The sequence below is a fragment of the Caulobacter henricii genome, assembly GCF_001414055.1.
Taxonomy (GTDB): Bacteria; Pseudomonadota; Alphaproteobacteria; order Caulobacterales; family Caulobacteraceae; genus Caulobacter; species Caulobacter henricii.
The window spans coordinates 3,260,066-3,282,760 of sequence record NZ_CP013002.1 but is presented as its reverse complement, the minus strand read 5'-3'; the positions used below and the strand labels follow the sequence as shown (position 1 = coordinate 3,282,760).

The 22,695-nt window shown below is 66.1% G+C and carries 26 protein-coding genes; 13 read left to right on the top strand and 13 right to left on the bottom strand.

All coding sequences use genetic code 11. The features are described from left to right. Positions 1 to 10 precede the first annotated feature (10 nt). The 3 genes from AQ619_RS15405 to AQ619_RS15395 are packed head-to-tail and all read left to right on the top strand — an operon-like array spanning position 11 to position 2,045. Positions 11 to 337 carry a proton-translocating transhydrogenase family protein gene (locus AQ619_RS15405; protein ID WP_062149601.1) on the top strand — a complete coding sequence of 109 codons (327 nt, stop codon included), beginning with the start codon at positions 11 to 13 and terminating at the stop codon, positions 335 to 337. Then, positions 334 to 630: a hypothetical protein gene (locus AQ619_RS15400; RefSeq protein ID WP_062149598.1), complete on the top strand. Its 297-nt coding sequence runs from the start codon at positions 334 to 336 to the stop codon at positions 628 to 630. Before AQ619_RS15405 ends, AQ619_RS15400 begins: the two co-directional genes overlap by 4 nt. Further along, a complete protein-coding gene (locus AQ619_RS15395; protein WP_062149595.1) occupies positions 627 to 2,045 on the top strand; it encodes an NAD(P)(+) transhydrogenase (Re/Si-specific) subunit beta in 1,419 nt (472 codons plus the stop codon). The genes AQ619_RS15400 and AQ619_RS15395 overlap by 4 nt, the downstream gene beginning before the upstream one ends. Positions 2,046 to 2,131: 86 nt before the next feature. Here the strand turns inward: AQ619_RS15395 and AQ619_RS15390 are convergent, their stop codons facing one another. Continuing rightward, on the bottom strand, positions 2,132 to 2,479 hold the full coding sequence (locus tag AQ619_RS15390) for a UrcA family protein (RefSeq protein WP_062149592.1): 348 nt from the start codon (positions 2,477 to 2,479) through the stop codon (positions 2,132 to 2,134). A gap of 354 nt (positions 2,480 to 2,833) precedes the next feature. On the opposite strand from AQ619_RS15390, the gene AQ619_RS15385 reads away from it, so the two are divergent. Next, the gene (locus AQ619_RS15385) at positions 2,834 to 3,571 is read left to right on the top strand and encodes a M23 family metallopeptidase (protein ID WP_062149589.1); all 738 of its coding nucleotides are present in this window, start codon (positions 2,834 to 2,836) and stop codon (positions 3,569 to 3,571) included. Between the two features lie 46 nt (positions 3,572 to 3,617). Beyond that, on the top strand, positions 3,618 to 4,574 hold the full coding sequence (locus AQ619_RS15380) for an alpha/beta fold hydrolase (RefSeq protein ID WP_062149586.1): 957 nt from the start codon (positions 3,618 to 3,620) through the stop codon (positions 4,572 to 4,574). 78 nt (positions 4,575 to 4,652) lie between these two features. Here the strand turns inward: AQ619_RS15380 and rpsU are convergent, their stop codons facing one another. After that, complete coding sequence (rpsU, locus tag AQ619_RS15375; protein ID WP_155856916.1) at positions 4,653 to 4,892, bottom strand: 30S ribosomal protein S21; 240 nt, start codon at positions 4,890 to 4,892, stop codon at positions 4,653 to 4,655. Positions 4,893 to 5,073: 181 nt separating this feature from the next. Here rpsU and AQ619_RS15370 point away from each other — a divergent pair, with 181 nt between their 5' ends. Continuing rightward, positions 5,074 to 5,724 carry a COQ9 family protein gene (locus tag AQ619_RS15370; protein WP_062149583.1) on the top strand — a complete coding sequence of 217 codons (651 nt, stop codon included), beginning with the start codon at positions 5,074 to 5,076 and terminating at the stop codon, positions 5,722 to 5,724. A 922-nt stretch (positions 5,725 to 6,646) separates the two neighbouring features. Here AQ619_RS15370 and AQ619_RS15365 read toward each other — a convergent pair. From AQ619_RS15365 to purE, 4 genes are all read right to left on the bottom strand, one after another. Then, a complete protein-coding gene (locus AQ619_RS15365) occupies positions 6,647 to 8,431 on the bottom strand; it encodes a PAS domain-containing hybrid sensor histidine kinase/response regulator (RefSeq protein WP_062149580.1) in 1,785 nt (594 codons plus the stop codon). A gap of 210 nt (positions 8,432 to 8,641) precedes the next feature. Then, complete coding sequence (locus tag AQ619_RS15360; protein WP_084746297.1) at positions 8,642 to 9,358, bottom strand: aspartate/glutamate racemase family protein; 717 nt, start codon at positions 9,356 to 9,358, stop codon at positions 8,642 to 8,644. Between the two features lie 6 nt (positions 9,359 to 9,364). Continuing rightward, positions 9,365 to 10,456 carry a 5-(carboxyamino)imidazole ribonucleotide synthase gene (locus AQ619_RS15355; protein WP_062149574.1) on the bottom strand — a complete coding sequence of 364 codons (1,092 nt, stop codon included), beginning with the start codon at positions 10,454 to 10,456 and terminating at the stop codon, positions 9,365 to 9,367. Positions 10,457 to 10,463: 7 nt separating this feature from the next. Next, complete coding sequence (purE, locus tag AQ619_RS15350; protein ID WP_062149571.1) at positions 10,464 to 10,973, bottom strand: 5-(carboxyamino)imidazole ribonucleotide mutase; 510 nt, start codon at positions 10,971 to 10,973, stop codon at positions 10,464 to 10,466. A gap of 250 nt (positions 10,974 to 11,223) precedes the next feature. Here purE and AQ619_RS15345 point away from each other — a divergent pair, with 250 nt between their 5' ends. The 3 genes from AQ619_RS15345 (at position 11,224) to AQ619_RS15335 (ending at position 13,121) form a co-directional block, all read left to right on the top strand. Then, entirely contained in the window at positions 11,224 to 11,937 is a 714-nt protein-coding gene (locus AQ619_RS15345) for a GGDEF domain-containing protein (protein WP_062149568.1), read from the top strand. 134 nt (positions 11,938 to 12,071) lie between these two features. Then, entirely contained in the window at positions 12,072 to 12,434 is a 363-nt protein-coding gene (locus tag AQ619_RS15340) for a response regulator (RefSeq protein ID WP_062149565.1), read from the top strand. A 63-nt stretch (positions 12,435 to 12,497) separates the two neighbouring features. Further along, positions 12,498 to 13,121, top strand: a complete 624-nt coding sequence (locus AQ619_RS15335) for a methyltransferase domain-containing protein (RefSeq protein WP_062149562.1) — start codon at positions 12,498 to 12,500, stop codon at positions 13,119 to 13,121. A 4-nt stretch (positions 13,122 to 13,125) separates the two neighbouring features. On the opposite strand, the gene AQ619_RS15330 is transcribed toward AQ619_RS15335, so the two are convergent. The 3 genes from AQ619_RS15330 to AQ619_RS15320 all read right to left on the bottom strand — a co-directional run bounded on the left by AQ619_RS15330 (position 13,126) and on the right by AQ619_RS15320 (position 14,515). Then, on the bottom strand, positions 13,126 to 13,365 hold the full coding sequence (locus AQ619_RS15330; protein WP_062149559.1) for a YdcH family protein: 240 nt from the start codon (positions 13,363 to 13,365) through the stop codon (positions 13,126 to 13,128). 66 nt (positions 13,366 to 13,431) lie between these two features. Further along, positions 13,432 to 13,881 carry a TIGR02444 family protein gene (locus AQ619_RS15325; RefSeq protein ID WP_062149556.1) on the bottom strand — a complete coding sequence of 150 codons (450 nt, stop codon included), beginning with the start codon at positions 13,879 to 13,881 and terminating at the stop codon, positions 13,432 to 13,434. Between the two features lie 4 nt (positions 13,882 to 13,885). Further along, complete coding sequence (locus tag AQ619_RS15320) at positions 13,886 to 14,515, bottom strand: UbiX family flavin prenyltransferase (protein WP_062149553.1); 630 nt, start codon at positions 14,513 to 14,515, stop codon at positions 13,886 to 13,888. 130 nt (positions 14,516 to 14,645) lie between these two features. Between AQ619_RS15320 and AQ619_RS15315 the strand changes: the two genes are divergently transcribed. Then, positions 14,646 to 14,819, top strand: coding sequence for a YdcH family protein (locus AQ619_RS15315; protein ID WP_062149550.1), 174 nt, complete (start codon positions 14,646 to 14,648; stop codon positions 14,817 to 14,819). 72 nt (positions 14,820 to 14,891) lie between these two features. Here AQ619_RS15315 and AQ619_RS15310 read toward each other — a convergent pair whose 3' ends face one another. The 3 genes from AQ619_RS15310 to AQ619_RS15300 form a co-directional block, all read right to left on the bottom strand. Beyond that, on the bottom strand, positions 14,892 to 15,614 hold the full coding sequence (locus tag AQ619_RS15310; protein ID WP_062149547.1) for a DUF1013 domain-containing protein: 723 nt from the start codon (positions 15,612 to 15,614) through the stop codon (positions 14,892 to 14,894). 179 nt (positions 15,615 to 15,793) lie between these two features. After that, positions 15,794 to 16,891, bottom strand: a complete 1,098-nt coding sequence (locus tag AQ619_RS15305) for a tyrosine-protein phosphatase (RefSeq protein ID WP_062149544.1) — start codon at positions 16,889 to 16,891, stop codon at positions 15,794 to 15,796. 62 nt (positions 16,892 to 16,953) lie between these two features. After that, entirely contained in the window at positions 16,954 to 19,233 is a 2,280-nt protein-coding gene (locus AQ619_RS15300) for a TonB-dependent receptor (protein WP_062149541.1), read from the bottom strand. 60 nt (positions 19,234 to 19,293) lie between these two features. Here AQ619_RS15300 and AQ619_RS15295 point away from each other — a divergent pair, with 60 nt between their 5' ends. Continuing rightward, a complete protein-coding gene (locus tag AQ619_RS15295; protein ID WP_084746084.1) occupies positions 19,294 to 20,658 on the top strand; it encodes a TetR/AcrR family transcriptional regulator in 1,365 nt (454 codons plus the stop codon). A gap of 26 nt (positions 20,659 to 20,684) precedes the next feature. Here AQ619_RS15295 and AQ619_RS15290 read toward each other — a convergent pair whose 3' ends face one another. Next, positions 20,685 to 21,659, bottom strand: coding sequence for an NAD(P)H-quinone oxidoreductase (locus tag AQ619_RS15290; RefSeq protein ID WP_062149535.1), 975 nt, complete (start codon positions 21,657 to 21,659; stop codon positions 20,685 to 20,687). Positions 21,660 to 21,750: 91 nt separating this feature from the next. Here AQ619_RS15290 and AQ619_RS15285 point away from each other — a divergent pair, with 91 nt between their 5' ends. Both AQ619_RS15285 and rcdA read left to right on the top strand, forming a co-directional pair. Further along, positions 21,751 to 21,957 carry a DUF1192 domain-containing protein gene (locus AQ619_RS15285; protein ID WP_062149532.1) on the top strand — a complete coding sequence of 69 codons (207 nt, stop codon included), beginning with the start codon at positions 21,751 to 21,753 and terminating at the stop codon, positions 21,955 to 21,957. A gap of 189 nt (positions 21,958 to 22,146) precedes the next feature. Next, on the top strand, positions 22,147 to 22,656 hold the full coding sequence (gene rcdA / locus AQ619_RS15280; RefSeq protein WP_062149529.1) for a protease adaptor protein RcdA: 510 nt from the start codon (positions 22,147 to 22,149) through the stop codon (positions 22,654 to 22,656). The last annotated feature ends 39 nt before the right edge of the window (positions 22,657 to 22,695 follow it).

The window sequence follows — 22,695 nt, the reverse complement described above, 5'->3', positions numbered from 1 at the left end:
GGAGGCCTCCATGGAAGCCGTCGACCCCACCGTGTTCCGTCTGGCGATCTTCGTGCTCGCCATCTTCGTGGGCTATTATGTCGTGTGGAGCGTGACGCCCGCCCTGCACACGCCGCTGATGGCGGTGACCAACGCCATTTCTTCGGTGATCATCGTCGGAGCCCTGCTCGCTGCCGCCGCCCATGGCGGTGCGGGCGAGGCCGCGACCGGCTCGGTCTGGATCTCCAAGGGCGCCGGTGCCCTGGCCGCGGCCTTTGCCGCCGTCAACATCTTCGGCGGCTTCCTGGTCACCAACCGGATGCTGGCCATGTACAAGAAGAAGGACAAGGCCAAGTGAGCGGCTTCGCCACTCTGACCCTGGCGGCCCTGATCATCCTGATCATCGCCGCCGGCGTCTCGATGGTGCTGCCCCGCAGGAAGGCGGCCGGAAACGGCGCGGCTTTCGCGCCGGCTTTCGTCCTGATCGCCATCGGCCTCAGCGCTAACGCCATCGGCCTGCAGGCTGGAACCAGCGGCGGCGCCGACATCCTTCGCTGGCTCTCGCCCTTTGCCGTCGGCATGGGCGTAGCTCTGCTGCTCGCCAATCTGCGCGCCGAACCGGCGCCGCCGTCCGGGGGGACCTCCGAATGAACGCCAATATCGCCGCCATCCTCTATATCGTCTCGGGGGTGCTGTTCATCCTGGCCCTGCGTGGGCTGTCGAGCCCGGTCACCAGCCAGGCGGGAAACCGCAACGGCATGATCGGCATGGCCATCGCCGTCGCCACCACCCTGGCCACCCTGTGGAGCCAGGGCGCACTGGATCTCGTGACCCTGGGCCTGATCCTCGGCGGCGTCGCCGTCGGCGGCGCGGTCGGAGCGGTCATTGCCCGCAAGGTCGCCATGACCTCGATGCCGCAGCTGGTCGCCGCCTTCCACAGCCTGGTCGGCATGGCTGCCTGTCTGGTCGCCGTAGCCGCCATCTACACACCGGCCGCCTACGGCATCCTCGGCGAAGACGGCGCGATCCACGGGGCCAGCCTGATCGAGCTGTCGCTGGGCCTGGCCATCGGTGCCATCACCTTCACCGGTTCGGTCATCGCCTTTGCCAAGCTGAACGGCAATATGGGCGGTGCGCCGATCCTGCTGCCGGCCCGTCACCTGCTGAACATCCTGATCGCCCTGGCCATCGTCGCCCTGGTGGTGGTGCTGGTCGTCAGCGGCGGTTCGGCCATCTGGGCCTTCTGGGGCATCTTCGCCCTCAGCCTGCTGATCGGCGTCACCCTGATCATCCCGATCGGCGGGGCCGACATGCCGGTCGTGGTGTCGATGCTGAACAGCTATTCCGGCTGGGCGGCGGCGGCTCTGGGCTTCACGCTCGAAAACACCACCCTGATCATCACCGGAGCCCTGGTCGGTTCGTCGGGCGCGATCCTGTCCTACATCATGTGCAAGGGCATGAACCGCTCGTTCGTCTCGGTGATCCTGGGCGGCTTCGGTGCCGATGCTGCTGCGGCCGGTCCCGGCGGCAAGGTCGAGAGCCGTCCGGTCAAGCAGGGCAGCGCCGATGACGCGGCCTTCATCATGAAGAACGCCAGCAAGGTGATCATCGTCCCCGGCTACGGCATGGCCGTCTCCCAGGCCCAGCACATCCTGCGCGAGATGTGCGACAAGCTGAAGGAAGAGGGCGTCGAGGTGAAATACGCCATCCACCCCGTCGCCGGCCGCATGCCCGGCCACATGAACGTGCTGCTGGCCGAGGCCAATGTCCCCTATGACGAGGTCTTCGAGCTGGAAGATATCAACAGCGAGTTCTCGACGGCCGACGTGGCCTTCGTGATCGGGGCCAATGACGTCACCAATCCGGCCGCCAAGACCGATCCGACCAGCGCCATCTACGGCATGCCGATCCTGGATGTCGAAAAGGCCCGCACGGTCCTGTTCATCAAACGCGGTATGGCCTCTGGCTATGCCGGGGTCGAGAACGAACTCTTCTTCCGCGACAACACCATGATGCTGTTCGGGGATGCCAAGAAGATGGTCGAGGGGATCGTGAAGGGGCTCTGACCTTTCACTGACCGGACCGCAGATATAGCAAAGGCCTCAGGTTCCCCTGAGGCCTTTGTCGTTTTCGGGCGTCGGGGAGCCTGGCCTCACCGGGCGGCCATCTCGACCGGCTTGGCGCGGGAAGCGACCTGCAGGGCCTTGCGCTGCGGGGCCGAGAGCTGGCGTTCGACGTCGCGGCGGACTTCGGTGGCGCAGGCACCATAGAAGGTGTGGGCGGCGTTGTTGCGGACCTTGGCGCTGCACAGCGACTGGGCAGCGGCATCAACGCGGGCCTTGAACTCGGCAGCCTGGGCGGGGTTGGACAGGTTCAGGTCGCTGACCGAGATACGGGCCTGAAGCTCGGTAGCATTGGCAGCCTGGGCCAGGCCCAGAACCGGAATGGCGGCCAGGCTCAGGCTGGCGACGGTGGTCAGGCTCATGATGAACTTGCGCATTTGAAGTAATCCCTCGGTGTTGGTTTGTGTTTGGCGCTTCGCTGCGCCTCATGTCGAGAGGTTTACTTGCGAGGTTTCATTAAGTCCCGTTACGTCTCAGTCATGACGTATAATTTAGAGAATTACAGAATGTTTATGGTGTGAACATTTAGTAACACGCAATGTGTCCGGCCCCGTGTTCCTGCGAGGAATTGTGAGCAGCCTCCGGAGGGGGCGTCGCGACAGGGTGTCGCAGAGAGGGTCGAGGCACCTGCGCCGGGCCGCTCATTCACCAACACGAAAGATCGATGTGGCAAGAACCTGCCCAAGGCCCGGTCCGGCGACCTGACGGCACGACTCCAGGGAAGTGGATTTTTGACGTCAGAGACCCTCGCCGCCAAGCCGCCCTACGGCCGTGTCGCCTTTCTGACCCTGGTCGGCGTCCTGGCCACGGTGTGCGCACTCAATGCGAGCATGGCCCTGAGCGCCTTCGCGGATGAGCCAGACAGGCCGCCGGTTGAGACGGTCGAGGCCCCGCCTGTCGACCTCCCGCCGCCACCGGCCTTCATCTTTGATGCCCCCCTGCCGGGCCAGGTGGTCAATTCGCCCTTCGGTCTTCGGCAGTTGCCCTGGGAAGAGAACGGCCGGCTGCATGAAGGCGTCGACATTGCCGCGCCGATCGGAACGCCGATCCGGGCTGCGACGGACGGTGTGGTTCTCCGTGCCGGCAAGGATGGCGGCTATGGCCGGTTCGTGGAGATCGGTCACAAGGACGGCTTCCGGACCCTGTACGCCCATCTGGGGGCCACGGCGCGGGGTGTGAAGCCCGGCATGGTGGCCCGGCGTGGCCAGACGATTGCCTATGTCGGCAGCAGTGGCCGCTCGACAGGTGCGCATCTGCATTTTGAGATCCGTCGCAAGGGCAAGCCCCTGAATCCGTCCTATTTCCTGGGTCAGGCCTTTGCCGAAGCCGATGATCTGCCCCTGCGCGCCGCGGCCCGGGTGCCGCGCAAGGTGCGGATGGCCCAGGTTTCCGCCTGGCCCGAGGGCGTCAAGCCACCCAAGACCAAGTCTGGCAGGGCCAGAATGCGGGCTTCCGTCGCCGATAGCTGAGCGAACGACGCTCGACGCGTCACGAACCGGCGATAAGGTAGGGGCCATGTTCAAGGTCCTTGTTCGCGGTCTCGCCGGTGTCACTGTCTTCTTCATTGCCTATGTCGCCCTGGGCGGCACCATGAGTGCGTTCGGATCCCCCCGTCCGCGCGGCGAACTGGTCCAGATCGAGCCGGGTCGAAGCCTGAGGCTGGTCTGTGACGGGCCGCGCAATGATCGTCCGGTGGTGTGGCTGGAAGCCGGAGCCTTCGGCTTCGCCGCCGACTGGGGGGCGACCCAGGACGCCCTGACGGCGGCCGGTTGGCGGTCCTGCGCCTATGACCGGGCCGGCATGGGCTATTCACCGCCGGGGCCCGCGCCTCGCGACGGTCTGGCCATCGTCACCGACTTCGAAAAGCTGGTCGCTGCCTCCGGCGAGCCGGGGCCCTATGTGCTGGTTGGGCATTCCATGGCCGGCCTGAGGCTGCGCCACTATGCCGGCCGCAACCCCGACAGGATCGCCGGCCTGGTCCTGGTCGATGCCGCGACGCCCGAGGCAGCGCAGAACCCGCGCATGAGCGGCTTCGTCAAGGCCTTTGCCTCGGCCTCCCGCTGGGCCGCACGCGGGGCGTCGATCGGTCTCTACAAGCCCCTGACCCAGACCCGCCTGGGCGACAAGATCGGCCTGCCGCCCCAGGCCGCGGCCGAAAAGCGCTGGGCCTTTGGCAATGGCCGCCACAACCGCACCTCGGCCGACGAGGTGGGTTTGTGGATCAAGGCCTCGGACCAGGCCGCCGAGCAGCCGCCCCTGGACCCCGCCTGGCCGGTGGCGGTGGTTACGGCGGGCTCGATCAAGGGTCGCGAAGCCTGGAAGGCCATCCAGTCGGCACCGGCCCTGGCCTCGCGCCACGGCATGGTCGACCATGTCGAGGGGGCCACCCACACGCGCCTGCTGGGCCGGTCTTTCGCGGACCGCATCGTCAGGGCCGTGGCGTTCGTGGGTGAACCCCCTTCGGCGCACTGAAACAGCGGCCCTAAACGACGAAAGCCGCGCGGATCGCCACGCGGCTTTCGAAAGTCTTCAGTCCGTCAGGCGTGAAGCCTACCGGGCGCCGACCGGCTTCTTCGGCATCGGCAGCAGGCCTTCGCGCTGGGCGCGCTTGCGGGCCAGCTTGCGGGCGCGGCGGACCGCTTCGGCCTTTTGACGGGCGCGCTTTTCCGACGGCTTCTCATAGTGCACGTGCCGCTTCATTTCGCGGAACGAGCCTTCGCGTTGCATCTTCTTCTTCAGGGCCTTGAGGGCCTGATCGACGTTGTTGTCGCGGACGAAAATCTGGACCAGGGGTCTCTCTCCATTCGACGGCCCGACCAATGTCCCGAGTCCCTCTCAGGGGCCGGGCGGGCGAACAAAACCTGATAAACCCGGAAGGGGGGCTTCCGGGAAACGAGGGGCGGCTGATAGCAGAGTGAATGGGCTCTGTCCATGCGCGACGCGGCCTAAACCACGGTGTAGACTCGGATTCATGAGCAAGGCAGCCGAGACAGGAAGCAACTGGGCCGATGAGGCCGAACAGCGGGTGCTGGACGAGGCCGTGCGGCTTGCGCCGGCGGCGGGCTGGAACGCCCGGCTGACCGAACGGGCGGCCCAGGCGGCCGGCCTGTCACCCGGCGAGACCCAGCTTCTGCTGCCCGAAGGGGCCCGCGATCTGGCGGCCCTGCTGTCACGGCGCCATGACGCAAAGGCACTCGATAGCCTGGCCATCCACGACCCCAACGGGTTGAAGATCCGCGACAGGATCCGCGTGGGGGTCATCGCCCGGCTGGACGCCGTAGCGGCCGATGCCGAGGTCATGCGGGCCCTGGCCGCCTTCCTGTCCTTCCCGACCAACCTCGCCCTCGCCCTGCGCCTGACGTGGGAAAGCGCCGACACGCTCTGGCGCTGGGCGGGTGATACGGCCACCGACGAGAACCATTATTCCAAGCGGGCGATCCTGTCGGGCATCCTGGTCTCGACCCTGGCCGTCGACATGGCCTCGGGCCGAGACTCGGCCCTGGCCCATCTCGATGCCCGGATCGAGAACGTCATGGCCTTCGAGAAGTGGAAGGCCGGGCTCAAGCCGATGGACCTGGCCAGCGAGCTGGTCACGGCCCTGGCGAAGATGCGGTACCGCTGACGGCTCGCCCCCTCCGCGCCTTCGGCGCTCCTCCCCCGGAGGGGCAAGATGGGGTCCGCGCGCTACATCTTCCCCCGCCGGGGGAAGACGATCGCGAAGCGGTCCGTAGGGGGCAAGTCTGGCGGACACGACTTCGCGACCTCGCGCCGAAGCTGCGATGGGGAGGGGAAGGGTCGCGGAGCGCCCGGGCCTCGCCCGGATGATTGTGTTTGTAAGTACCGTTTCGACGAAGACGAACGCTCCGCGTGACCGTTATCCCTCTGGCCGGGGCGCGCAGGTCTGGTTCAACCTTTTGCCCCACCCGGGTTTGTCCTCCTCGCGACGGACCCAGCTTAGAGGCTGCAGCCACGCCGATTCCGGAGGGACCCGGAGCGAACCTTCGGACGGGCGGAGGCCCTGGCAGACCTCCGATGGGCGGGTTTACGTCACCCGCCCTCTGATTAAGTCCGCCGGTCCCGCTCTCGCGACTCAGGCAGACCCCGCTCGATCACCCCTGACAGCCGTCGCTGGTCGCCGGCCGGACGCCCTTCCCGTGCTGTCAGGTGAGACTGATTATGCGGGCGGATTCAGCGCGTCGGATTGGCGCGCTCCGACTTATTGCAAGGGGTTGATTGGGCTTGGGTTTGTACGGGAAACACATGGGATGGATTGAGCCCTATCCCCGCACTTGCCCCCTACGGGCTGCTACGCAGCCGTCTTCCCCCGGAGGGGGAGATGAGGTCCGCGCATTTCATCTTCCCCCCGGCAGGGGGGAGGACGACCTGCGGAGCAGGTCAGGAGCGGGCCTGCGGCGTCGGCCGGTAGACACACAGCCCCGCGCCCACTTTCGGTTCACGCGCCAGTATCCGCTTCCCACCTACAGCAGACACCTTTCACCTCAGCTCACCCACGCTGCCCCACCCGCACCGCCCGCCGTCAACACTCAGGCCGCGATCTGCGTCCAGCGAACCACAGTTTCCAGCAAGCGGGCCGCGTGGAAAGGCTTGCCGATGTGATCGTTCATACCGGCAGCCAGACATTTCGCGATTTGCTCGGGCAGGACATTGGCGGTCAAGGCCACGATCGGGGCGGTGTTGTTGTTGGCCCGAATGAGCCGGGTGGCGGTCAGGCCGTCCATGACCGGCATCTGTATGTCCATCAGGATCAGGTCGTAGATCCCGCGTTCGGTGGCCTTCAAGCCTTCGGCCCCGTCGTGAGCGGTATCGATGGTTATGTCGAAGGGGGCCAGCAGTGTGCAGACCAGTTCGCGGTTTACGGCATTGTCTTCGACCACGAGCACGCGCAGCGGCGCGGTGAAGCCGGAGGTGCCTTCGTTGTGCGCCGCCTGGACCGTGTCCAGGCTGACAACGGGCGCGGAAACCTCGAACCAGAAGGTCGAGCCTTGGCCCTCTGTGCTGACGACTCCGATCTGGCCGTCCATGCGCTCGATAATCCGTTTCGAGATCGCCAGGCCCAGGCCCGTGCCGCCAAACTGCCGTGAGATTCCTCCGTCGGCCTGAGCGAAGCGTTCGAAAACCTTGCCGATCTGATCTTCGGAAATGCCGATACCGGTGTCGATCACTTCGATCCGCAGGCGCGCGGTCTCCGCCTCGACAAACTGGCGCAGCGATACCGTGACATGGCCTTCGCTGGTGAATTTCACAGAGTTGGACAGCAGGTTCAGCAGCACCTGCGACAGGCGCGGCCCATCGCCGACCATGCCGGAAAGGCCCGGCGCGATGTCCAGGCTCAGGGTCAGGCCCTTGTCCCGGGCCTGGTCCTCGATCAGGGCGCAGGCCGAGCGAACCAACTGAGCCGGGTCGAAGGGCTGGGGGTCCAGGTCCAGATAGCCGGCCTCGAGCCGAGAAAACTCCAGCACATCATTGATCACGCCCAGCAAGGTGGCGCTGGCGCCGCTGATCAGTTCGACATGATGCCTGTCTTCGGACGACAGACGGTTGGACCCCCGCAACACGCCTGAAAAGCCAATGATGGCATTCAGCGGCGTGCGCAGTTCGTGGGTCATGTTGGCCAGGAAGTCGGACTTGGCGGCGACCGCGCTCTGGGCCTCGACCAGGGCCGTCTCCAGATCCCGCTGCAGGGTCCAGCGTTCCGTGATGTTGCGTGACGTCGATATAACGCTGCCATCCGCCAGCCGGGCATAGGTACTCTCGACCCATATCTCGCGCCCGTCCTTGCGGCGGCTGCGATACTCCGCCGTGCGGCTTTCTCCGCCCCGCTTTAGACCTTTTATAATATTGAACAGTCGTTCGTTGTCTTCAGGTCGAACGACTTCGCTTACTGGAACGTATAAATATTCTTCAGGGGTATAACCCATCAGCCGTTCAATCGAAGGCGAGCTGTAGAGGCGCTTGCCTTCGGGCGACCATAGCGAAATCGAGTCTGTCAGGTTGTCTGCCAGCAGGCGGTAGAGTGACTCGCTGGACCTCAGGCGGGCCTGGGCGTCTTCATACTCGGAGACCGCGCGTTCACGGGCCGCCAGGAGGGCCAGCTGTTCTTTGTGGGCGGTGGCCAGATTGACCTGCTGGCTCGTCAGGATCCAGGCCAGTGGCAGCGCGATGACCGATGCGATCGCCAGGGTGGAGAACGGGGTAAAAACCTCGGTGTGACCAGCGACCAGGATCGAAAGAAGAAAATCAGCCGCGATCGCCATCAACACTACGGTTGCGGCAAGGGTGAAGGCGCGAATGAGCTTGGTGCGTATCATGGGGCGAACGTACCGAGTGGCCAAGAGCAGCTAGGCACAACACTGCCTGCAGAAAACGACGTGCGACAACTTTTTTAGTGATGGGGGCGGTCCGCGCCCAAGGTCCTGAACCTGGATTGCATGCCAAGCTCTGCGCGTGGGAGCGATGGGGTCCTTCAGGCCGGAGCGCCTGGACATCCGCTCACTTCGCCATGTCCGCCCCCTGCAAAGTCAGCCGAGGCCAGAGTCCCCCAGGGCCCGTTCCACGGCCGCCAGCGCGTGCAGCTCTGTGGTGTCGAACACCGGAACGCTGCTGTCGGCCTGGCCGATCAGCAGCATGATCTCGGTACAGCCCAGGATCACCGCCTGGGCCCCGCGCGCGACGAGCCGGGCGATAACGGCGCGATAGACCTCGCGTGAGGCGTCCAGAACCTGTCCCGCGACCAGCTCGCGATAGATGATGTCGTGCACGGCTGCCCGGTCATCGGCCTCGGGGACCAGCACCTCCAGGCCGTGGCGCTTCTCCAGGCGGCTGCGATAGAAGTCGTGCTCCATCGTGAAGGCGGTGCCCAGCAGGCCGACCTTCGAGAGGCCGGCGGCCTTGACCGCCTCGGCGGTCGGATCGGCGATGTGCAGCAGGGGGATGTGGACCGCCGCCTCGATCGTGTCGGCCTCGCGGTGCATGGTGTTGGTGCACAGGACCAGAAAGTCGGCCCCGCCCGCCTCCAGAGCCCGGGCGGCATCGGCCAGCCGCCGAGCGAGCTCCGGCCAGCGGTTCTGGTGCTGCAGGGCCTCGATCTCGGCGAAATCGAACGACCACATCAGGGTACGGGCCGAGGCCACGCCGCCCAGCCGCGCGCGCACGGCCTCATTGATCAGCCGGTAGTACTGGGCCGAGCTTTCCCAGCTCATGCCGCCGATCAGGCCGATGATCGCCTGGTCTGTCACGGCCAATTAGTCCTTCAGGCCCCGCAGCCGGTTCACATGGCCCATCTTGCGGCCCGGGCGGGCCTCGCCCTTGCCATAGAGGTGGACGCGGGTCTCGGGCTCGGCGGCCAGCTTCTTCCAGGCCTCGACATCGGGGCCCAGCAGGTTGGTCATCTCGACATGGGCCAGGGGCTGGGTCGGGCCCAGGGGCCAGCCGGCCACGGCGCGGATGTGCTGCTCGAACTGGTCGACCTCGCAGCCGTCCTGGGTCCAGTGGCCGGTATTGTGGACGCGGGGCGCGAACTCGTTGACCAGCAGCTTGCCGCCGGCCAGCTCGAACAGCTCGACCCCGATGACGCCGACATAGTCGAGGGCGGTCAGGATTTTGGCTGCGATGGCTTCGGCCTGGTCACGGGTGGCCGGGGTGACCCTGGCCGGGGCCACCGTGCGCCGGAGCACACCGCCCTCATGGTGGTTTTCCGACAGGGGATAGCAGGCGATCTCGCCGTCACGGCCACGGGCGGCGATGACCGACAGCTCGCGGCCGAAATCGGCCGGGGCCTCGAGGATAGCCGCCTGGCGGCCGATTTTCTCGAACGCGGCTTCGGCGTCGCCGGCCCGCTGGATCCAGGCCTGGCCCTTGCCGTCATAGCCCTCGCGACGGGTCTTCAGCAGGGAGGGTGCGCCGATCTTGGCGACCGCGGCGGCCAGGGAGTCGCTGTCCTGGACGGCGGCGAAGGCCACGGTGGGCACGCCGATCTCGGCCATGAAGCTCTTTTCCACAACCCGGTCCTGGGCGGCGGCCAGGGCCTTGGCCCCCGGCGCGACGACACAGCCCAGGGCCGTCAGTTCGGCGACAGTGTCGGCCGGAACGTTCTCGAACTCATAGGTGACGACGTCGCAGGCCTCGGCCAGGCGCTTCAGGGCCCAGCGGTCGTCATAGGCGGCGACGATCTGGCGGGCCGCGACCCGACCGGCCGGGCTGCCGTCCTCGGGGTCGAGAATCACCACGTCAAAGCCCAGGCGTGCGGCGGCGAGGGCGAGCATCCGGCCCAGCTGGCCGCCGCCCAGGATGCCGATCGTGGAGCCGGGGACGAGGGGGAAGGGCGCGTCAGTCATCTGTAGTTCAGTCCTCGACGCTTTCGGCGACGCTGTCGGTCTGGGCCTGACGGAAGGCGGCCAGGCGACCGGCCAGGGCCGGGTCGGACAGGGCCAGGATCTGGGCAGCCAGCAGGCCGGCATTCTTGGCCCCGGCCTCGCCGATGGCCAGGGTGGCGACCGGAATGCCGCCCGGCATCTGGACGATGGACAGCAGGGAATCCAACCCGCTGAGGGCCTTGGACTGCACCGGCACGCCCAGGACCGGAAGATTGGTCATCGAGGCGGCCATGCCCGGCAGGTGGGCCGCGCCGCCGGCTCCGGCGATGATCACCTTGAAGCCCTGGGTCTCGGCACTGCGGGCGAAGTCGAACAGGCGCTCAGGAGTGCGGTGGGCCGAGACTACCCGGGCATCCCAGGCGACGCCCAGGCTGGTCAGGGCGTCAGCGGCCCCCTTCATGGTCGGCCAGTCGGAGCGGCTGCCCATGATGATGGCGACGGGCGGCGCGCCCGGGCTGTCCGGGATCGGGTTTGGCATCGGCGTCGAGGTCCCCTGAAGTCGGCGCGCGGGCTCCGCCCTGCGGGGGCGAGGCCTGAAGCCGCCCCGTATGCGCGTCCATGACGCGAGTGCAAGTCCAAAACGTTCAGGGCGCTGCGGTTTTAGGCGCGGAGGCCAGGGCAGGCAGCCCCGGGGGCCTTGTCGCTGCGACCAAAGCGCGCCCGGATTGCGCCTGCCGCCGTTCGCGTTAACACTTGTCAGACCTGTGCAAGAAACGATTCCCTAGCCCATGAAGATCTCCGGCGCCCGGACCGAACCCTTTGCCGCCATCCGCAAGCGGGCCCTGGCCCGTGCGGGGGCCCAGGTTTCCGTGCGCGAGGCCCAGTCGCCCGACAGCGCCGCCTTTCTCGGCCTGAGCGAGGCGGACCTGACCCCCCAGGTGCAGGAAGCCCTGACCACCCTGATGACCGAGATCGATGACCTGCGCAGCGAGGTCTCGCGGCTGAAGCTGCGGCTCAATGAAGCCCAGCAGCAGGCCGACCAGGATGTTCTGACCCCGGTGCTGAACCGCCGGGCCTTCCTGCGCGAGATGAAGCGCGTGGCCGCCTTCGCCCAGCGCTATGGCTCGCCGGCCAGTGTGGTGTTCTTCGATCTGGATGGCTTCAAGAACGTCAATGACCGCTTTGGCCATGCGGCCGGAGACGCCGCCCTGCAGGCCGTTGCGGGCCGGCTGCTGGCCAATGTGCGCGAAAGCGATGTGGTCGGGCGCATGGGCGGCGACGAGTTCGCCGTGCTTCTGGCCCAGGCCGACAAGGAAACCGCCCTGTCAAAGGCCGCCAGCCTGGCGGCAGCCGTTCAGGATACGCCGGTCGAGTTCGGCGAATGGTCGGCCCCGCTGCACATCTCCTGGGGTGTTCGCGAGATCGAGCCGGGCACCGATCCCGAAATCGCCCTGGCCGAGGCCGATGCCGCCATGTTCGTGCGCAAGCGCAAGCAAGCCTGAAAATGATGCACCCACTCGCCTAACAGGAATGCGACCTTTTGCCCGGGGACTCTTCCTGTTACCCCGCGCTACCAATTTAACGGTTGGTTAAGCTAAGACCCCCTGACTGTCGTTGGGGCGTGTGGGGCGCGAGAATGCAACGAATTCTGATCGCCGAGGACGATCCGATCCTGGCGATGATCTATGAGATCACGCTGGGCGAGGCCGGCTTCGATGTGCTGGTCTGTCGCGACGGCGAAGAAGCCCTGGCGGCCCTCGATGCCTTTGCGCCCGATCTGGTGATCACCGACTTCTACATGCCGCGCATGACCGGCGGCCAACTGATCCGCGCGGTCCGCCAGAGACGCGGCAATCTGACCTGCACCATGCTGGCCTCGGCCATCGACCCGGTCGGCCTGCGCGAGGATGAATGCGCCGACGCCCGCATTGAAAAGCCGATCACCCCGGCCCGGCTGCTCAGCGGCGTCCGGGCGCTGGAGGCCTGTCAGGCCCACTGATCGATTGGCCCGCTGACAAGTTCGGCGAACAGGGCGATCAACAGCCCTCGCCAGGGGGCTCGCATGACACACGAATGCGCCAAGTCGATCGTCCGCCGCATGCACGATCCGAAGTTCGCCAGCCATTATTTCGTGGGCCATGGCGTGGATGTGGGCGGCGCGCCCGATCCGCTGGAGCGTTTCCGGCCCTTTTTCCCGCTGATGCGCGACTGCGACACCTGGGACCTGCCCCAGGGCGACGGCCAGTATCTGGCAAGCGTCGCCGACGAGACCTATGACTTCCTGCATTCCAGCCACTGTCTGGAGCACCTGGTCGACCCGGCCGTCAGCCTGCAGAACTGGCTGCGGGTGCTGAAGCCCGGTGGCCACATGGTGGTCATGGTCCCCGACGAGGACATGTACGAGCAGGGGGTGTTTCCCAGCACCTTCAATGACGACCACAAGTGGACGTTCACGATCTACAAGCCGGAGTCGTGGAGCGGGCGGTCGTTGAATGTGCTGGACCTGCTCCGCGACCTGGGACCCCAGGCCGAGGTGCAAAAGGTCGAGAGCCTCAACAGCACCTTCTATCACACCAACCAGAGGCTGGATCAGACCCGTCTGCCGACCACCGAATGCGCCATCGAGTTCGTGGTGCGCAAACGCCAGCCGTCCGAAGTGGTCGCCAAGGGCAGGCTGCCCGGCTAGAGCGTCAGGCGATGATGTCGGGCATCAGCAGGTCTTCGAGCCGGCCGATCTTGTCCTTCAGGGCCAGCTTCTTCTTCTTCAGCCGGGCGATCTGCAGCATGTCGGGCTGGGGGCGTTCCTCCAGGGCGTGGACAGCCGCATCCAGGTCCTGGTGCTCTTCCCGCAGGATCGACAGTCGGCGCTCGATCGCGATGTCGGACTCGTCCGACGGATCGTCGTCGTTCGTCGACGGTTCATCGGTCATGGATGGTTCCCCCTGGCCGGCCGCCAAGTCTGATAGATAGCAAAGGCGGGGCCTGCGTAAAGGGTTTCACGACAGGGCCGTCGCAAGCCGTTCGAGCGCCGCCTGGCGGGGCGGGTCGCCGGAGGCCGCTGCGGCCGCGATCAGGCCGTCCAGAATGTCCCGCGACGGGCCCGGCGGACCACACAGGGCCTCGAGACTTTCCATCAGCACTCGCTCGCCCTGCAGCTCTACGCCCTTGAGGGCTTCGCGAAAAGGCTCGCGCGCTGAGTCGGCCACATCCTGGATCGGGGCCTTGAGTGCCCGGCGAATACCACGCAGCGGTGCCCCGACCTCGGTGTCCCACTGTTTCATCAGGCGGGCGGCGGCCTTGGGGTCGGCAGAGCGGCCTTCGCCGGCCGCCCAGGCAGCCCAAAGCAGGTAGGGCACGTTCTGTCCGTGGGCGTCCTGCAGGTGCAGGCAGGCGGCCGCGACATCCTGTCGCGCATAGGCGGCGAGGGCCCAGTCCCAGAGGATCATGATCTTAACCTTCTCCCTTGCCGGTGATCGGGGCGATGTCCTCACCCCAGCGCTTGACGGGCTTCCAGTCGAGGTCGAACAGGTCGAGCATCCGGCCCACGGACTGGTCGACCATCTCGGCGATCGAGGCCGGCTTGGCATAGAAGGCCGGCAGGGGCGGGGCGATCACGGCCCCCATCTCCGCGAGCTTGGTCAGGGTGCGCAGATGGCCCAGATGCAGGGGGGTTTCGCGCACCATCAGGGCCAGGGTCCTGCGCTCTTTCAGGACCACGTCGGCAGCCCTCGTCAGCAGCGAAGACGTTACGCCACTGGCGATTTCGCTCATCGTGCGCACCGAACAGGGGGCGATGACCATGCCCAGGGTGCGGAACGAGCCTGAGGCGATGGCGGCCCCGACATCGGCCGGGCGGTGGACCACATCGGCCTTGGCCTGGACGTCGCTGACCGTCAGTCCGGTCTCCTGGGCCAGGGTCAGGGCAGCCGATTTGGACATCACCAGATGGCTTTCCACCCCCAGGTCGCGGCAGGCGTCCAGGGCCCTGAGGCCATAGACGACACCGGATGCGCCGGAGATTCCGATGATCAGTCTCCGGGGGTCCCGGGGGCGCTCAGAGCGGCTTGCAGGGTCTGGCATGGTTAATGTTCGTCCGGCACGGGATGAAGATCGGTCACGTCAAGCGGGGCCACGTGCAACCATATGTGATCTGACAGCCGGACGCAGCGGGTGTTCACTCATCGGCGTCAACAGCAAGGAGCCGTCAGCCATGGCGATCGAATCCCGTATCCGCGAACTTGGGTCCCGTCACGAGAACCTTGATCGCTCGATTCAGGAAGAGACCAAGCGTCCCGCCAGCGATGCCACCCGACTTAGGGAGCTCAAGCGACAAAAGCTCAAGCTGAAGGAGCAGATAGAGGGACTTAGATCCCAGCTCCATTGAGGCTCACCGATTAGAAAAGGCCCATTCCGGATGACCGGAATGGGCCTTTTTTCATGCGGTCGTGAGACCGTCTCAGTCTTCGTCTTCGTCGTCTTCGTCGTCGGCCACATAGGTCGAGGTCCCGAACACGTCCTCGGCCTTGGGCTCGGCGCGCGACTTGCGGTAATCGGCCTCTTCGTCCTCTTCGTGCGTCTCGACGACGCCGGTCTCGGAGGCGGGGCGCAGGGTCGGATCTTCCGGCAGGATGCCCTTCTTCAGGTCATCCTTGGCCTTCTTCTCGGCGGCCTTCTTGACCAGGGCGTCCAGTTCCAGCTGGCCGACGAGGCCCAGGGTCACGGGATCGACCGGCTTGATGTTGGCGGCGTTCCAGTGCGTGCGGGCGCGAACCTGCTCGATGGTCGACTTGGTGGTCCCCAGCAGCTTGGAGATCTGGGCGTCGGTCACTTCCGGGTGATGGCGCAGGAACCAGGCGATGGCGTCGGGGCGATCCTGACGGCGCGACACGGGGGTGTAGCGCGGGGCCTTCTTCTGCGGCTTCAGCAGCTCGGCATGGCGGCTGACCTGGGCCTTCATGCGATAGGCGTCATTGGCCTGGGCGCGGTCCAGCTCTTCGCGGGTCAGCTGGCCATTGCCGATCGGATCGGCGCCGCGGATGTCGCGGGCCACTTCGCCATCGGCGATGCCGCGCACTTCCAGCGGGTGCAGATTACAGAAGTCGGCAATCTGTTCAAAGCTCAGCGACGTGTTGTCCACGAGCCAGACGGCCGTCGCCTTGGGCATCAGGATGTCGGACATGCGGTCCTCCAGAAATGACGGCGCCCGGCCTTTCGGCCGGGCGGGATGTTGCTGAACGCTATAATCCGGTTCTGGCGGAAAGGGAACGGGGGATACCCGAAGAGTCCAGCGAACTTGCAGCCGCCTTGCGAGAAGGGCGGAGGGGATCTGTCAGGTTCGCTGGATGTCCCGGGCCGGTATCAGACCAGATAGGTCTTGCGGAGCTGGGAGATTCGGGAGTCCGTCAGGCCAAGGCGCGCCTTGGCGAGCGCTAGGGGCCCGCCATGGTCCCGGTCGACGGTGGCCAGGGCCTCACGCATGACGGCGGGATCCGAGCCCAGGATCACGTCCAGGACTTCTGCCGGCATGCGGGCGAAGGCCTGGGCCTGCTCGGACGTCAGGCCACCTGATCCGCTACCCTTCGGGCCCTGGGCCATCTGCTTCTTGTAATAGGCCGGCGGGGTATAGGTCTGGGTCAGGGCGTAATCGGCAATGATCGTCTCGCGCGGGACCCCCAGAACCGAAAGCACCAGGGCCGCGCCCATGCCGGTGCGATCCTTTCCGGCGCTGCAGTTCATGGCCAGAGGGGCCTCGCCTGCCGCCAGCCGTGCGAAGAGATCGGTATAGTGCGGCGTCAGCAGGTCGATGAACTGGACATAGGCGTCCGCGAAGACCTTGACCGCCTCGGCCTTGGTCGTGGCGCGGGCCAGCCCGCCCATCGAAGAGGCCATGTCGTAGTCAAAGGCAATGACCTTCGGGCCGGCTGCCGTCTGGAAGGGCGTCGGCTCGCCGGAGCGTTCCTGCGGACTGCGCAGGTCGCAGATGACCGAAACTCCCAGTTTCGAGAGGTAGTCCATGTCGGCATGGGTCAGGCTGCTCATCACGCCCGAGCGATAGATCCTGCCCCAGCGGACCTGACGGCCGTCTGTCGTGCGATAGCCGCCGAGATCACGGAAGTTGCGCCCCCCTGCCAGCGGCAGGAGCCGCTCGGCGACCCGGGTCTGACCGCCGCTGCGCGTCGTCAGAAGAAAATAGGGCCGGGGTGTCGTGGGTGTGGGCAGGTCAAGGGTGCCGCCGGTGATGTTGGCCTTGATCAGACGCATGGCTGATCGCGGGGCGTCAGGATCCGTGGAGAGATAGATCGAGGTCCGGTCGGATTTTGCGCTCCAGTCCAGCTGCAGGGATCCGGTCTGTTTACGGGTCGCCGCGCCCTCGAGCGGTGTTGCTGCAAAGGCTGCCGGCGCGGCAGCCAGGGTGCCGTTGGCGAGAGCCGCCAGCAGGAAGTCTCGACGGTTCATCTTGAGTGCTCCGGGAACGACCGGGCGAGCCTGGCTCGCCCGGTGTCGGCTTTGCTACAGGTCTAGAACTTGATGTTGGCTTCGACGCCGAAGGTACGCGGCTCGTTGTAGATGCCGTACACGCCCAGAACCGCGCTGGTGTTGCGGTAGAAGACGTGGGCCTCATCCAGCAGGTTTCGCGACCACAGGGACAGCTGCAGGGCAGGACCGCCCTCGCTGACCTGGATGTCGGTCAGGGCCACGCGGCCATTGACGATCAGGGACTCGTCGCTGAGCGTCGGATCAACCGTATTGGTGTACTGGCCCTCGGCATAGTTGGCGTCGAGGTGGACCCGCAAGGTTGCGCCAAAGGCGGGGCGCACATAGTCGGCGGCCAGGCTTGCGGCGTTCTCAGGCGTGTAGAGCGGATAGATCGTCGCCTGGGTATTGGTGAAGGGGTTGAAGGCCTTCGACAGCGTGACCTTGGTATAGGCATAGCTGCCCGTCAGGGTCAGGCCCTCAAAAGGTACCAGGGCGAAATCGGCCTCGAAGCCCTTGGTTTTGCCCGTGGCCGCATTGGTGGTTTCCAACGTGCCGCGGTTGTTGTTGAGGATCAGGACGTTGAAGTCGACCTGGGCGTCCTTGATGTCGCCGGAATAGGCCGCGACATTGAAACGCGCGCGGCGGTCCCAGAACTCGCTCTTGGCCCCGATCTCGAACATCGAAACCTTTTCAGGGTCGAAGGCGCGATAGGTCAGGGAGCGGGAATTGGCCCCGCCCGCCTTGTAGCCGGTGCTCCAGCGGCCATAGACATTGATGTCCGAAGTGACGTCGTAGGCGAGAGTGACCAGCGGGTCGATGTGGCTCCAGGATTCGTTGAGCGGAATGATGCCGACGATGGTCGCCTTGCTGGCGTTGACATAACGGGGCAGGGCACCGTTGACGATGTCGAGGGAGCCGGTCTTTTCGTCCTTGGTCAGGCGCGCGCCCAGCGTCAGGTGGAGCTTGTCGTCGAGGACCGGCGGCGTCCAAACGCCCTGGCCGAAGACGCCCTGACTGGTCGTGGTGACCTGGCTGACCCGGTCAAACGGCACGGCCCGAAGGTCCAGGGACAGGGTCGAATAGGCCGTGCCCGTGGCATTCCACTGCAGGGTGTTGGGGGTCTGGGCGTTGTCGTCGACGTTCTCGCGGTAAAAGAAGGCTCCGACGACATATTCGAGGCGTTCGGTCTTGCCGATCAGTTGCAGTTCCTGGCTGAACTGATCCTGGTGAACCTGGGCCAGGCTGTAGCGGGCGAACGGCGCATTGGGCGCGAAGGCCGAGAGTGCGGCCGCGCCGTTGTCATACTGGCCCTGCTTGAGTTGCCGATAGGAGCTGATCGACTTCAGTTCCATGTCGTCCGAAAGCTTCCAGCTGAGGTTCAGGCGATGGCCCCGCGTAAAGCCTTCGCTGATCCGCAGGGGGACGCCGACATTGGCGCGGTCGGCGCGATCGGGCTGGGCCGGAGCCAGCGGAGCCAGGGTCAGGATGCCCTTCTTCAGCAGCTGAACATTGTAGGGCGTCGAGCCGTCATAGGAGACGTCGAAGGCATAGTCGGCGCTGACGTTTTCGGTCGCTCGCCACAGGGCCTGGATCTGCAGGCCGCGCTTGTCATAGGAGTTGAAGTCCGGCTGGCCGGAGGTGGTGGGGTTGGTGATCGTGCCGTCGCGCTTGCTGAGCAGGGCGTCGATCTTGACACTGACGCCCTTGAAGCTCGGCAGGTCGAGATGGGTTTCCATCTTGTGCGAGGCATAGTTGCCATAGCCGACCGTGGTGTTGAGGCCGAACTCGCCGGTCGGGGCCTTGGTGATGATGCTGATGGCACCGCCTTCGGTATTGCGGCCGAACAGCGTGCCCTGCGGCCCCTTCAGAACCTCGATGCGCTCGACGTCGTAAAGGCCTGAGCCCAGGCCCTGGGCGCGGCCCAGATAGACGCCGTTGACATAGACGCCGACCGCCTGGTCGCGAGCCGGCTGGTTCGCGTCGCCCAGAGCCCCGATGCCGCGCATGCCGATGGTCAGGGCGGACTTGCGGGCGAAGAAGGGGGCGACCCGCAGCGAAGGAATCGAGCCGTCGCCGAGGTCGTCGATCGACTGGACGTGGCGGGCTTTCAGGGCCTCGCCGTCCAGGGCCGAAATGGCGATCGGCGTGTCCTGCAGGTTGGTTTTGCGCTTCTGGGCGGTCACCAGGATTTCGGTGAGGCTGGTCTCGCCCTCGGCAGGCGCCGGTGCGTCGGCTGCAAGGGCCTGACCGTTCAGCGTCAGGGCCGCAGCGCCTGCCAGCAGGCTCGCGCGCAGCGCCACCCCATGAAATTGCCGTCCCATTCTGCACCCCACCTGAATCTGAAGTGGCCTGTTGGCCGAGGTGCGAGGTAGGCGTCCTTCATGACCTTGGAACGAATGTTATGTCACGGTTTGGCGAATATGGTCGCCGACACCCCCTTGGGGTTGCGCCTTCTTTCCGGCCTGACAGAATGTGCCATGGTTATTGGTTCAAACACGGCATTGCCGGCGCCCGTCGCGACGTCCGGGCAAGATGGAGACGGGCGCAGCGAGCGTCTTCGACTGGCGGCCGCCGAGGTCATTGCCCACCATGGCGTTGCGGCAGCCTCGGCGCGGTCCATCGCCGCTGCTGCAGGGATGGCCCCGAGCGCGATCAACTATAACCACGGCAGTCTGGAACGCTTGTTATCGGCAACGTTCACGCGGGGCCTGGCCGATACCGCGTCCTGGTTGAAGGGCCGTATCGGCGAGCTCGCCTTCCTGCCCGCCACGCCGGATGCTGCTGCCCTGGCGCTTGAGGATGTCATTGTTCAGTGGACGGCAGGCGAGCGGTCGCTCGCGGTCCTGTACCAGGAATGTCTCGCCACCAGCCTGGGCTCGGGCGTTGCCGCGGACTGGACGCGCCTCTGGCGAGACTTCTGGCTGGATGTGGCGGAGCAGTTCGGCCTCGATCCGCTGGAGGGGCGGCTCCTGCATGTCTTTTTTGAATCCGAAGCCCTTCACAACCTTTCCCGATGGTCCCCCGCGCTCGAGCGCGGGGCCCTGCGGGAAATGTGCGAGTATTTTGCGGAGACCTGGCTGGGAGCGATCCCGCGACTCGGGCGCGGTGCCCTGGATCAGGCAGAGCGGATCGCGGGTGCCAAGGCCCATGGAACACTGCCGCCCGCGGCCCTGCGCATTGCGGAAGCGGCGGCGGAGGTCGTCGAGGACAAGGGGCTGGGCGGACTGACCCATCGCGCGGTCGCGGCACGGGCAGGCCTGACCACCGGTTCCGTCACCCACCATTTCCGCTCGATCGAGGATCTGCTCGCCGGGGCGATCCGGGGGCAGGTTCAGCTTCTGATGCAGGAGGCGGATGGCGGCAGCCACGACCAGTCGCCGCCGGCGATCGATGATGTCACCTCGGTCGAGCACTTGATCGATGCCATTCAGCTCCAGGCCGGTCAGGATCGCCCGCCCAGTCCACTGACGCGTCGGCGTAGTCTCTTCCTGGCGACGATCCACCGACCAGATCTGGCGACTGCCGGGGCGGTGATCCGGTTTTCCTATGGTGGCACGGTCCGCGAGGCGCTGGGGCGCCTGCGGCCGGGGACACAGGCCTCGCTTGCCCTGACGGCAGGCGTCCTGTCGCGGCTGCTTTCGGCCCTCTGGTATGCCTGTTCGGCAGAGGACGAGCCGAGGACGGCGCGCGAGCGGCTCAGCCGCCGGATCAATGAACGCTTCGTCGTGGGTCTGCGGGCGGGCTGAACGCGTCCTTGCCCGGCGATGGCGGTTCACACCACCAGCACGACCTTGCCGACATGTTCGCCCGCCTCGAGATGGGCATGGGCCTTGCCCGCTTGTTCCAGCGGGAAGGTCGCGTCGACGACTGGCTTCAGCTTGCCCGCCGCGATCCAGGGCCAGACCACGCGTTCGATCTCGGCCGCCAGACGGGCCTTCTCGTCGGCCGAGCGGGGGCGCAGGGTCGAGCCGGTGATCGTGGCGCGCTTCTGCATGATCGCCAGGACCGGAACTTCCAGCATCGGGCCGGCCAGGGCGGCGATATAGACGATGCGGCCGCCGATATTCAGGGCGCTCAGGTTCTTTTCGAAATAGCTGGCCCCAACCATGTCGAGCACCACATCGACGCCGCCGGCCGCCCGGGCGATCTCGGCGAAGTCCTCGGTCCTGGTGTCGACGGCGATGTCGGCCCCCAGCTCAAGGGCCTTGGCCTTCTTGTCGGCCCCGCGTCCGGTGGCGATCACCCGGGCCCCGGCGGCCTTGGCCATGGCAATGGCGGTTGTGCCGATCCCGGACGTTCCGCCGTGCACCAGCAGGGTCTCGCCGGCCTTCAGGGTGCCATGCTCGAACACATTCGCGTAGACGGTGAAAACGGTCTCGGGCAGGGCGGCGGCGTGGACCATGTCGAACCCGTCGGGCACGGGCAGGGCATGGCGGGCGTCGACCACGGCATATTGCGCATAGCCGCCACCGCCCAGCAGGGCGCAGACCCTGTCGCCTACCGACCAGCGTCCGGCGGCCACCAGGACCTCACCGGCGACCTCCAGGCCCAGGGTGGCCGGGGCTCCGGGTGGGGGCGGATAATAGCCCATGCGCTGCAGCAGATCGGGCCGGTTGATCCCCGCCGCCGCGACCTTGATCAGGATCTCGCCGGGTCCGGGCACAGGGCGCGGCAGGGACGCGGCAGCCAGCGCCTCGGCGGGCCCCTTGCCGCCTTCAACGGTAATCGCGGTCATGGCGTCGGACATGGTGTTTCCGTTTCTCTAGCTTGCCTTGCGTCCTAGGTAGGCGTCAGATGGACCAACGAAAAGGACGTTCATAGTCTTGGGGAGCCAGTCGATGTTCGAGGAACCCGTCGAGCCACGCGCTTTCAATCGTGGCGCACTCAGCGAGACCATCCACGAGGACCTCGAGATCTATGGCGTGGCCGAGCTCGAGGAGCGGATCGAGGCGCTGCAGGCCGAGATCACCCGCACCAAGGCCCAACTGGACAAGAAGCGGGCCGGGCGCGACGCGGCCAATGCGCTGTTTGGTCGCCTCGACTAGCAATTCATTTACCCTAACCAATGTCTAAAGGCGGGATGCCGCCTTGGATCTCGCCCGCGCGTTTTGTGGGCCAAGTCAGGGTCGAAGGGGGCGGGTCGCGAAACGGGACGCTGGAGTTTGGCATGGGGGTTGCAGTCCCTTCGCCGGGCGAGACGTTCTCGCGGCCTTTCGAAGGGGCATTGAGTACCTATGACCGATCTGAACGCATCTGCGTCGACACCGTGGCGCGCGGGGGTCATCCAGGACTTCGCGAAGTCGGAACTGTTCGATCGCACCTTCGAGGAAGGCATGATGCTGGTCGAGGAAACCGCCGCCTATCTTGATGGGGCCGGCCGCCACGACAGCAAGATCCTCTCGCGCAACGCCGCCCTGGCCTATGCCACCGAGAGCATGCGCCTGACGACGCGCCTGATGCAGGTGGCCTCCTGGCTGCTGGTGCAGCGGGCGGTCAAGGAGGGCGAGATGGCCGCCGAAGCCGCCTGTGCCGAAAGCTATCGTCTGGCCGAAGAGGTCGCGGCGATCGGGGCTGCGGTCGAGGAACTGCCCTACGGCCTGGTCAATCTGCTGCAGCGGTCCGAGCGTCTCTATGAGCGGGTCCGGCATCTGGACCGGCGGATGTATATTGAAGTCGCTTCTGAAGAGGCCCCCCGACCCGTTCAGGCCCAGTTCGATCGACTGGCGGCGGCGTTCGGCGGTTAATCCAGATCGTCATCCCCCGCTTCATGCGGGGGACCCAAG

Coding starts and splice junctions, on each gene's coding strand:
- AQ619_RS15405 (WP_062149601.1), top strand. CDS start 11: ATGGAAGCCGTCGACCCCACCGTGTTCCGTCTGGCGATCTTCGTGCTC.
- AQ619_RS15395 (WP_062149595.1), top strand. CDS start 627: ATGAACGCCAATATCGCCGCCATCCTCTATATCGTCTCGGGGGTGCTG.
- AQ619_RS15390 (WP_062149592.1), bottom strand. CDS start 2,479: ATGCGCAAGTTCATCATGAGCCTGACCACCGTCGCCAGCCTGAGCCTG.
- AQ619_RS15380 (WP_062149586.1), top strand. CDS start 3,618: ATGTTCAAGGTCCTTGTTCGCGGTCTCGCCGGTGTCACTGTCTTCTTC.
- AQ619_RS15370 (WP_062149583.1), top strand. CDS start 5,074: ATGAGCAAGGCAGCCGAGACAGGAAGCAACTGGGCCGATGAGGCCGAA.
- AQ619_RS15365 (WP_062149580.1), bottom strand. CDS start 8,431: ATGATACGCACCAAGCTCATTCGCGCCTTCACCCTTGCCGCAACCGTA.
- AQ619_RS15355 (WP_062149574.1), bottom strand. CDS start 10,456: ATGACTGACGCGCCCTTCCCCCTCGTCCCCGGCTCCACGATCGGCATC.
- purE (WP_062149571.1), bottom strand. CDS start 10,973: ATGCCAAACCCGATCCCGGACAGCCCGGGCGCGCCGCCCGTCGCCATC.
- AQ619_RS15345 (WP_062149568.1), top strand. CDS start 11,224: ATGAAGATCTCCGGCGCCCGGACCGAACCCTTTGCCGCCATCCGCAAG.
- AQ619_RS15340 (WP_062149565.1), top strand. CDS start 12,072: ATGCAACGAATTCTGATCGCCGAGGACGATCCGATCCTGGCGATGATC.
- AQ619_RS15335 (WP_062149562.1), top strand. CDS start 12,498: ATGACACACGAATGCGCCAAGTCGATCGTCCGCCGCATGCACGATCCG.
- AQ619_RS15330 (WP_062149559.1), bottom strand. CDS start 13,365: ATGACCGATGAACCGTCGACGAACGACGACGATCCGTCGGACGAGTCC.
- AQ619_RS15325 (WP_062149556.1), bottom strand. CDS start 13,881: ATGATCCTCTGGGACTGGGCCCTCGCCGCCTATGCGCGACAGGATGTC.
- AQ619_RS15320 (WP_062149553.1), bottom strand. CDS start 14,515: ATGCCAGACCCTGCAAGCCGCTCTGAGCGCCCCCGGGACCCCCGGAGA.
- AQ619_RS15315 (WP_062149550.1), top strand. CDS start 14,646: ATGGCGATCGAATCCCGTATCCGCGAACTTGGGTCCCGTCACGAGAAC.
- AQ619_RS15310 (WP_062149547.1), bottom strand. CDS start 15,614: ATGTCCGACATCCTGATGCCCAAGGCGACGGCCGTCTGGCTCGTGGAC.
- AQ619_RS15305 (WP_062149544.1), bottom strand. CDS start 16,891: ATGAACCGTCGAGACTTCCTGCTGGCGGCTCTCGCCAACGGCACCCTG.
- AQ619_RS15300 (WP_062149541.1), bottom strand. CDS start 19,233: ATGGGACGGCAATTTCATGGGGTGGCGCTGCGCGCGAGCCTGCTGGCA.
- AQ619_RS15295 (WP_084746084.1), top strand. CDS start 19,294: ATGACCTTGGAACGAATGTTATGTCACGGTTTGGCGAATATGGTCGCC.
- AQ619_RS15290 (WP_062149535.1), bottom strand. CDS start 21,659: ATGTCCGACGCCATGACCGCGATTACCGTTGAAGGCGGCAAGGGGCCC.
- AQ619_RS15285 (WP_062149532.1), top strand. CDS start 21,751: ATGTTCGAGGAACCCGTCGAGCCACGCGCTTTCAATCGTGGCGCACTC.
- rcdA (WP_062149529.1), top strand. CDS start 22,147: ATGACCGATCTGAACGCATCTGCGTCGACACCGTGGCGCGCGGGGGTC.